The 10078-nt window shown below is 49.1% G+C and carries 4 protein-coding genes; all 4 read right to left on the bottom strand.

Annotated features, from left to right (window positions below; translation table 11 throughout):
• Positions 1 to 267: 267 nt before the first annotated feature.
• The 4 genes from hflX to PHF32_05940 all read right to left on the bottom strand — a co-directional run bounded on the left by hflX (position 268) and on the right by PHF32_05940 (position 10003).
• Complete coding sequence (gene hflX, locus PHF32_05955; protein MDD4560262.1) at positions 268 to 1599, bottom strand: GTPase HflX; 1332 nt, start codon at positions 1597 to 1599, stop codon at positions 268 to 270.
• Positions 1600 to 1661: 62 nt separating this feature from the next.
• The gene (locus tag PHF32_05950) at positions 1662 to 5852 is read right to left on the bottom strand and encodes a S8 family serine peptidase (GenBank protein MDD4560261.1); all 4191 of its coding nucleotides are present in this window, start codon (positions 5850 to 5852) and stop codon (positions 1662 to 1664) included.
• A 70-nt stretch (positions 5853 to 5922) separates the two neighbouring features.
• Positions 5923 to 6825, bottom strand: coding sequence for a PorV/PorQ family protein (locus PHF32_05945; GenBank protein MDD4560260.1), 903 nt, complete (start codon positions 6823 to 6825; stop codon positions 5923 to 5925).
• 22 nt (positions 6826 to 6847) lie between these two features.
• Positions 6848 to 10003, bottom strand: coding sequence for a M6 family metalloprotease domain-containing protein (locus tag PHF32_05940; protein ID MDD4560259.1), 3156 nt, complete (start codon positions 10001 to 10003; stop codon positions 6848 to 6850).
• Between the last annotated feature and the right edge of the window lie 75 nt (positions 10004 to 10078).

The following is a 10078-nucleotide window of genomic DNA, read 5'->3' as shown; positions in this document are numbered from 1 at the left end:
ACACCTCGTTGTTATTCCTTGCCTAAAGCATAAAGCAACAATAATATACGAGGTGTTTTTGTCAAGAAGTATTTTAAGCTATTTTACTGCCTCTCAATCACATGGGCTACTGGGAAAGATTAGTAACTTATTTTAACAGATATAGATAGCATAGGTGTCTTGTTACTCCAGTGCATTGTTTGGGTTCAAAAGTTCCTTCGGTCGCTGTAGCACTCCGGAGATTGCCACTCCAAGCTTAACTTGATACTACAGGCAAAGCCCGGTTAATTATTGCTCGTCCGGGACTATATACTCCTCAATCAGGTATTTATCCATTGCGGGAAGCGTAACTTTCAGGTGGATTCCGTCTTCCTGGTAATCCTCGCTTTCGATGATGCCGACATCGTGCAGGCGGGAGACCAGAGCTGTCTGCGAATAGGGCAGATGCAGGTTGTAGGAGCGGTTGTCCATCAGCACAGTCTCAATCTTTACCAACAGCTCATCGATTCCTGTGTCCTGCACAGCGCTAATGGCGATAGCATCCTTGTAGTACCGCTTCATGATGGTCTTCATCCTGTCATCGATCAGATCATTTTTATTCAAAACCAAAAGCTGGGGGATGTCTTCCGCTCCGATGGATTTGAGCACTTCATTCACCTGCTGGATATAGTACTCATGGCGAGGGTCTGCGATATCGACAACATGCAAGAGCAAATCGGCATCTACAGCTTCCATCAACGTAGCACGGAAAGAGGCGACCAGATGGTGTGGTAGATTGGCAATGAAACCTACGGTATCGGAGATCACGGCCGGAGCACCTGTGGACAGCTTTAACTGCCTGCTGGTTGAATCCAGAGTGGCAAAAAGCCGATCTTCAACCAGTACGCCTGCATCGGTGAGGCGATTGAACAGAGTGGATTTACCGGCATTGGTATAGCCCACCAGGCAGATCTTTTTACTGGCTTCACGTTGTTTGCGCTGGGTTTCTTTGTGCTGAGTAATTTGGTCGATGGCTGTGCTTATCTTTCGGATTTGCTGGTGTATGAGGCGCTTATCGATCTCAATCTGTTTTTCACCCATACCACGTGAGGCGGATCCGCCGGTGGCGCGCACACTGCCCCGCTCTTTGTCAAAATGCCCCCAGAGTCGTTTCAGACGCGGCAATTGATACTGAAGCTCAGCCAGCTTTACCTGGAGCTTTGCTTCTTTGGTTTGCGCATGTTTGTGGAAGATTGTGAGGATAACTTCTGTGCGGTCTATTACTTTGATATGATAGCTTTTTTCGATGTTGCGGGCTTGGATGGGGGAGAGTTCGTCGTTCACGATGAGGAGCTGAGCTCCTGCCTGGAGCATCTTGGCGCTCAGTTCTTCCAGAAAGCCTTTGCCAAAGTAGCTGCTGCGTTCTGGTTGAGTACGTTTCTGAGTGTATCTGCCCAAGATAGCGATACCAGCGGTGTCAGCCAGGCGCTCCATTTCGTCCAAAGAGGCTTCGTTCTCCTCAGGTTTGTCGCTTTTCCTGATCACAGAAGCTATAAAGGCGCTTTCTTCTTCGTTTTCAAGCTCGTCCCATTCTACTGGTTCCAGCTCGTCATACTCTTCTACTAGATATTCTTGTGTCATTATCTCTCCTTGTATCCGGAGTTTAGCAGGGGAAATGGGTGTTTCATCAGTATCAGGTTTATTTAGTTGATCACAGCGAATTTTCCCCGGGCTCTTTCGTCGTCCATTTCCACTACATAGAAGTAAACGCCGCTGGAGATCTTCTGGCCCTTGGCATTAGTGGCGTTCCAGCGCCAGATGATGCGGTTGTTTTCGGGGTTGAAGGGGCCGATGGATGACTTGTGCACCAAGCTGCCGGCGGCATCGTAGATGGCGATTTTGCCCTTCTTTCCGGGAGGGAAATTCATGAAGGCGATCTCCGGATGCTCAAAACGCTTTAAGGGATTGGGAAATACCACAATGTGGGATAGGTCGGTGATTTCGCGCAGGGCAAAACGGGCAAGATTGTGCAGCGGGGAGATGGGGTTTCCAAAGAGATCCTGCACGTTGATTACTTCAATGAAATAGGCTTCATTACTGTATTTCAAAGCGCTGGCGAAGGTGGCGATCACCTTGTTGCCATCACTCTCTACTTCGATGATGCTGTTACCGGAGTCATTGTCGGGGCAGTTCAGAATGTAATTGGCTGTATATGAAGCGGTTACCGGCTCCAGATCTTCATCAAATACAATTTCCACACTCCTGTTTTTGTTTAGGATGCTCACACTCTGAACTCTAGGCGCTTCGATGTCGCTCACATAGGTAAAAGTGCAGCTGCTTTGGTTCATCGGGATGCCGCTGCTGCCGGTAATGCCTTGTATCTGAATGGAAATAGGGCTATCGGATTGGGGTATCTGATCCCGAAACCGCAGTTGGACTCCATGCTGTTGTGCTGTGCTATTCACCGAGATAGGGTGGGCTTGGTTTTGCGATAAGGTATAGAAATTTGGATTGAGGATATGCGAGGGCATAGCTTGATTGAAAAGAAGGCGCAGTTCGCGCTTGCCGATCATGCTGGCTTCCAAAATCTCGGGGATGGGAAGAGGAGTAGCTTCATGCCAGGCGGAAAGAGAGCTCCCATTGCTAAAATCCGCACTCACGGCATAGCTGTACGTACTCCCGCTAAGTACGTAGGTATCGAGCAAGAACTCAGCGTTCACTGTGCTCAACAGGATCGGATATTCATCTTCCGTGCGGCGATAAACACTGTAAGCATCTGCACCTACATCAATCCAACTGATGCGCACGGAATCCGGTCCCATGGCTTGAGATACTACGTTGATGGGTGCGGGCAAGCCGGGATCATTTGTATTAAGAGCCCATTCCAGGGCGATCAAAGAGTCTACGGGGCTAAGGCCGTTTGCCAGTATCCTAACCCTTCCATCGCTGCCGGTATATGCTGCAAGGCGGTAGTTCATGGAGCTGTCACCCATGAAGATGGGTTTGAAGGCTTCGTTATCATGCTCCACGATGTACAGATTGGGCGAGAGCGCTAAAATAAGCTCGTCTTTGCCATCACTGTTCATGTCGGCTACGACGATGGCATTCTGAGATTCCACGTTGTTGAACATGATATTACCCATGCTAACGAATGTAGTATCCGCTTCACTGTAAGTATAAGCCTCAAAGCGCCAGAAATTCAAGTGGGGATTGCTGCTGTTTGTGTTTGAACCTCCCACCACGAAGTCTCGTTGACCGTCCCCATTAAAATCCCCGGTTGCCAGATGATAGGTGTTGCCTACGGGAAAGCGATGATGCCAGATCATAGGGGCAAGAGCGTTGTTTTGCACTTCATAGATCATGATGTCGCCATCTGTATCAGCACAGAGGATGTCCGGCCTGGCATTGAAGTTAAGCGAATCCGTGATTACAGTAGGTACAAAGTTGTTGCGCATAGTAGTGGGAGTGTTGTTCAGCAGTTCATTTCGTGCCAGCATCATTCCGCTCACATTACGTGAATAGAGCTGAATAACACGTCTGTCCGGCTTGTTCTTCACCAGGAGCAGATCGGTGACGGAATCGGTATTGAAATTTCCCATAGCTCCTCCCACGATGCTGGTATCGCTGAAGGTAAGCGAGTCCGGCTGGGGATAGGGTAGATCCGCTTGGGGAAAACTTTCCCAGAGTTTAGCGGTCTCAGACTGCAACAAAAGCAGTTCCATACCATCTGAGAAGCTGTTGCCCAGATCCAAAGGCCATCCGTTTTGCCCAAAATCGTACTTCGTGACATGTCCGGCTGGACCTGGTTCATAAGCACAGATGCGTCCGTATCCCGCTACTGGGAGGTCCATGGCAATATACTCCATTTTGCCATTGCCGTCAAAATCGTGCCATCGGTTCAGGGGCACTTTGGCTTTGCCAATCTCCGATTTTATGAAGCCGTGAGCCGGTATGCTGTGATAGCGTATGTCTATGGCATTATTATACATCGGGCTCTGAGAGCTGATCTCAGAGCGGTTTGTGGCCAGGACGCTAAAATCTATATAGCCTTCCGGCAGGCTTTGGGGCAAAGGCCATATCTGCAGTGTGTCCATCACGGTTCCGTACACGGTGTGCGCTTGCCCGGCGGAGTCCGTGATCATCAAGCGAGAATGAACATGTTCATCGTACACTGCGCTGATGTAGTATCGCAGGTTTTCGTTCTCATACCTTGCAAAACTCTGTAGGGTACCGGGCTTCATTTGCGGAGCGCTGCGATCCACTCTCACGGTGAAGTAGTAATTGTAGCGCATCAGAGTGTTATAGCGCTTTTCATATTGGATTCTTAGCATGTAAGTATCTTCGGGTAGGGATTGGGGAACATAGAATTCACCCAAACGGCCATTATGCACTTGCTGAGTATATTCCACCGGCATCTGAGTGTGCTCTTTGGCGTCCATCCACACGGATTGGTAAGGGTTGGTGGTGCTGCGGTACATGATGGTATAACACGCAAAGTCTTCACCATAAACGCTGCCGTAGATGTCTGTGCTACCGGGTATGGAAATCTGATCCAAGGGATGCTCAACGTATACAAAGGGTGGATTCAGGTTGTCCAGAAGCTTGCGGACATTTAGCAAGCCATGCCCGGTGCGGATATCCAGACCGGGAGCATCGATATCGTCTGTGGAAGAGAGCAATCTGGCTCTTATTTCTGCAGGAGAAAGACCAGGTACCAAGGATAGCAACAGTGCAACTGCTCCGGTTACAAATGGCGAACTCATCGAGGTTCCGCTCATTTCCATGTACATATCGGTTCCGCTATCGTTGTAAGTGGAGATGATCGCCTCTCCCGGAGCTACCATATCCAAACCGGGTCCATAACTGGAGAAATTGGAAAGCACTTTGGCCGCATTCACGCTACCTACTGATACTACCGTGGAAAGCTTTGCCGGATAGGTGATGATAGGCCCGCTTTCGTTGCCTGAGGATGCTATCAGGGTTACTCCCTTGTTATACGCATATTCGCAAGCATCGGCTATGATGGCGGAGTAGTTGGGATCCCCCCAGCTCATATTGATCACATGACAGCCGTTATCGGCTGCGTAGATGATGGCGGCAGCGGCATCGTCGTCCTGCAAAAAACCCGCATCCGCAGTTCGAAATCCTGCCCGCAGGGGCATTAACCGAAGGTTCCAGCACACTCCGCATACTCCCAGGCCATTGTTTCCCATTGCTCCGATGATGCCAGACACGTGGGTGCCATGATGGTTTTCATCCTCTACATCGTTGTCCTGATCCAGATAATCACCCATTGCCACGTCGATCATTTCCGGGGCATCAGCAAAGTCCCAACCGCACCAATCATCGATATAGCCGTTGCCATCGTCATCGATGCCGTTATCTGGTATCTCTGCGAGATTTCTATACACATTGGCAGTCAGATCAGGATGATTGATCAGCATCCCGCTATCGACCACTCCCACTACGATCTGCTGATTGCCTGTGCTGTAATCCCAGGCGGCAGGCAGGTTTACCAGATTGTGCAACTGTCTGGGGTAGAGGGGATCATTGGGGATGGCGTGAAGCTTGCGCAGATAGTTCGGTTCCACAAAGCTGATTCCGGGGAAGCTGAGACTCTTCATCTGCTCCAAATCGGGCATAATGCTTACTGTGGCGCTATAATAATGGTTTGATGCCATTCCCTTTAGCGCTTTGATGTGCTTTACTCCGTGCTGCGTCAGAAAGCTGTCAAAAGCCCCCAATCCGGTTTTTGCTCCATTGATGTAAATGTTCTGCGTGGTTTTAAACAGGATCTGACCGGGGCTGTAGTTTGGCATGGCAAAACCGGGATTCATAACACCCGCCACTACAGAGACCAACGCTAACAGTGCCAAAAGACGTAGTTTACACATAAAACAGTGTCTATTAAGTATAGCGTAAAAACTCATATTATCCTTATATTCTTGTGCCCTGCCAGCAGTATCAGAATCTGTAGCTCAAGCCAAAACTGTGTACATCGCCCAAACCGTTCGTATAAGGCACAAAGGCATAATCTATCACGAAAGAAGAGATGTTCAAGCCAATGCCTGTGCTGAGATCGGTGGAATCGTGATTGAATCTGTATCCCGCCCTTAGGCTCAGGAGATCCATCAGCTTGAATTCCGCAGCAAGACGAGGTTGAATTTCCGCATCCGCAGGCAGGCTAATTCCCGCTTCAATGCCCAGATACTGTTCCCCTATCTCAAAGCCTTTGAAGGCATCCACATCGTAACTGATGGGCAGTTTCACGGTCTCTTTATCCATCTTGCCCCCAAAGCCCAGATTACGTACGGCAGCAGATATCCGGCTGTCTTTGAACATGGTGATGGCGCTTACTCCAATGTCTGTAAACAGTGCCAGGGATGATGCCGTATCCAGCGTTTCATACGCCACGCTGAGATTTGCTCCGGCATAGAGATTGGGGCTCAAGCGCAAGGCGTAGTTTCCGCTTACGGCAATATCCGAAGGACTGTAGTGTCCCAAAAGGTAGCCGACATCGTCCCGCTTCTCGATCTCGCCATAACTGAGATTCCGCAGGGCCAGCCCGATGTGCGAGCTACGCCGGGCGTAGGAATACAGCACTGATGTGTAGGCTGTATCTCCGATCCAATTGCTGTGCGAAACTGAGGCGCTGCGATGGGAGTGCATTGCTGAAGAAGCAGGTTGCCACAGCCATGCGGCTGGATTTGAAGAACTGTTCAATCCTCCGCCCGCCAGCGCATTGCTAACCGGGTTGATGGGGATGTTCAAAAACTTGTAGCCGTAATCCGAGCCTGTGTCGGTATTTCCTGCCACCAGACACACAGCCAAGGCAATCATCAACAAGGCAGTTATATATCGTTTCATTTATGTATTGCTCCTTAGTAAATTACTTTTCAATCCCAAAGCGGAGGCGTTTGGTAGTGCCACCACCCTTGATTATCGCCAGATAAACTCCGCTGCTTAGCTTATCTGCCGGGATGTTGAATGCATCCAGATTTCGCAGATAGGCGTAAGTAAGTGCGCGTTGCTTGAATACCAAGTTTCCGCTGATGTCGTATATGGCAAGTTCTATTTCAATATCCTGGGTAGGCATTACAGACAGTTTGAGGCTTGAGCCATAGATTTGTTTCAGGGGATTTGGGAAGATGTACAATTCATTTTCCACAAAAGTATGGTCGCTCTCATATTGATTTTGGGCTTTGGACGGACCACGGGAAGCCGTTCTGCGCAAATTGGCATATTCGCAAATCCAAGTAGTATCCACGGTTTCAGGACGATAATCCGGCAGAGGATTGCGGAAGAGACTGCCATTATCTGCAGCCATCCAAATGTAATACTGGTTATCGGCTCCTTTAGTTACAAAGGGCAAGTGCCTGCCGCGCTTGGCAAAGGACTGCGGATATCCAGATTTCAACCTGGAGCTTTCCTCCCATACTGCAAGGCGATTGCGGCTAAGAGCAGCAGCAAGTTCCAGGTTGCCGTCTCCATCCACATCCAGGGCCAGGGCACCAGCGGCAATAGAATCCGCATAAGCTCCCATATCGAAATACAAGGAGCTATTGTCCGAACCCATGTGATCATAGATATAGACCCGGCTAGATCTTCCTGCGATCAAATCCAAACAACCGTTTGAATCCCAATCCTGTATAGTGATTAGAGCTCGCACACTATCCGGAAATACAACCGGGAAGCCATTGCGGAGGTTAATCCCGCTGTCGTCCACATTGAACACATAGATGCTGGATGGACATTGGGCGATGATGTTCAGATTGTCTTTCAAGGGTGCGGCAAACAGCCCAAAAGCCAGTGAATCAGCGGGCAGAGCAAGGGGATGTACACTAAGCTGTTCCAGATTCTCATCCCACTCCAAAAGGTCGTAGTTTTCACTCTGGTCGCTCTTGTGTAGTGCATACAGCTTGCCGTCGATCCAACTACAGTTTGAGCTCAGTTCTCCAGCTACGGAAATCACCTCTCCCTGTATATCCCAACTGTTCTTGCCGTACATGAGTACTTTATTCAGCCCGGCTTCATCGTCATATAGCGGAAGATAGAGCCGTTCTCCGGTATCCACGGGGTGATTTATCCAATGATGCATTTTCAGACTCAGTGGAAACAGGATTCCGTCTTTGTTCATTCTTCCCAGTCTGGCATATGTGGCTTGTTGCATCGGTACATACAGTTCCGAGCCGTCCCAGCAATAAAACTGGCTGATGTTTTGCCGATAGACGGGAAAGCCCGCTGCCATTGTATCGTCGGCAAACAAAGCGATCTTACCATTCGGCATGGGATAAAGTATTTCTTCATCTCCATCTCCGTCGAAATCTATCACTGCGGGGGGCAATAAGCTCTCCCCTTCGTAACCGGCTTCAATACGCCAGGCAAAACGCACACTGAAGCTCATCTGATTGCCGTTCTCGCTGATGTCGTATATCTCCAGGGGGATTCCCCCATAATAGCTTTCGGAAGTGGGCATCGAGATCAGGCCGTTATGCTGGGAATCTCCGAAATATACGTTGTTTCCGGCGCGAAAACTATCGAAGGGGCCACCGTATTTGTATTCGCTTATCACGGAAGTATCCAAATTCTGATAGCCATCGGCTTCTTCCAGATCCACTCCCTTGTGCATTGCGTTGCCGTTCACGCGGTTTATATCAAAATTTGGGCTAAACTTCTCTGCGATCACGGCTTCATCGATGTGCCAGATGAGGATGCCGCTGCCGTCTTTGCGGGGATCCAAGCCGTATCCGGGCAGAAAAAAGTCCCATTCACAACCGGTGTAGCGATTTGTGGAAAAGTCGAATTTGGGCATTAGATGCCCTTCATCATAATATGTCTGTTCGCCTTCCGGGAGCAGCTTGAAACTGTAGCTGGGCCAAAGGGTGTCCAAATGCTCTATATCCAATGGTGCCATACTGCCATCGGGATTTTGCTGGCGGTTTTCAATCAGGAAGTATTCTGTATCCGAAATCAGGATTTTGTAAAGGCGGGTGGCACCCGGATCATGATTCAGAAAGTGATCCAACAATAGATTATCTGTAGCTTCGGATATCTCTATGGCTTCATCCCAGCCCAGATAGTAACGGCACCATGCGCTCAGTTGTGCCGGAACATTACCGTTGGCATTCCACACTCCAGTGCCCATCAAACCCCAATTCCCGATGCCCTGACTTGCCCCGTCACTACTGTCCCCATCAAAAAGGGTGGGCAAACCGAGGACATGGCCAAACTGATGGGCTAGAACTCCGTAGATGCTGAAGATATAGGAGGAAGCGTTTACATCTTCAGGACCGGGAAAATAATCATGATACTCATCTTCCGGCACAATCACGATATTATTGAGCACAGCGCCGTCAGGAGTGGTAAAACCGGGATATTCGTCGTTTTCAGGATCAAAATAGGATTGCAGCAGCTTTCGCGTGAGGAAAGTAGACCAGATCGTGGTTTTCCTTTTTTTGCTTAAGTCCGCTTCTTGCCCGGCTCCGGCATGAAAGATGATCAATCCGTCGTAATCTCCGAAATTGATCAGGTTGGAGCACAAAGGCATAATATCCTGCAGCATTTGCGGCAGATTCGCATCGGTCTTTTCGCTGGTGTCTCCCCCGTAATACGACATGGGGCGGGGCAATTGAAAAACCTGAGGATACACTGTGTAGTTCATCTCATAAGCGCTGTGGGAAGCATCCAGGTAGAAATCCGAAAGATGCAGCATCCAGCGTTCAAAAAAAGCGGCATCATGCACAAGGGAATCTGGATGCGAAGGCTGATTGCGAAAGTGGACATCACTGAATTCCACCATCAAAGCTAGTATGTTCTGAGGAAGATCGCCCTCTTGCAGTGTTTTCGGACATATCAATTGCTCTGGGCTTGTGGAATTATATCCAATCCCAGCTCCGGAATCAAGATTTTTTGGTAGCTCTATTATGCTGGCTTGCCAATTGTCCGGCGTTCCTTCATACAAAGGATGCGGCGGAACCATGGCTTGCGCAACGGAACACAGCACTACCATTATGCATAAGTGTAAGAGTTTGGCCCATTTAGGCATAGCGGTCTCTTCTCCCATATTCATACTACGAAGATACAAATAAAATTAATCAATTCTGTACATATAATTTCGATA

This window comes from Candidatus Cloacimonadota bacterium, from assembly GCA_028706475.1.
In the GTDB taxonomy this organism is placed as follows: domain Bacteria; phylum Cloacimonadota; class Cloacimonadia; order Cloacimonadales; family Cloacimonadaceae; genus UBA5456.
Note: the sequence above shows the minus strand (reverse complement) of the source record. Positions and strands in the feature narration are given on the sequence as shown.

Coding starts and splice junctions, on each gene's coding strand:
- PHF32_05950 (MDD4560261.1), bottom strand. CDS start 5,852: ATGTGTAAACTACGTCTTTTGGCACTGTTAGCGTTGGTCTCTGTAGTG.
- PHF32_05940 (MDD4560259.1), bottom strand. CDS start 10,003: ATGCCTAAATGGGCCAAACTCTTACACTTATGCATAATGGTAGTGCTG.
- PHF32_05945 (MDD4560260.1), bottom strand. CDS start 6,825: ATGAAACGATATATAACTGCCTTGTTGATGATTGCCTTGGCTGTGTGT.
- hflX (MDD4560262.1), bottom strand. CDS start 1,599: ATGACACAAGAATATCTAGTAGAAGAGTATGACGAGCTGGAACCAGTA.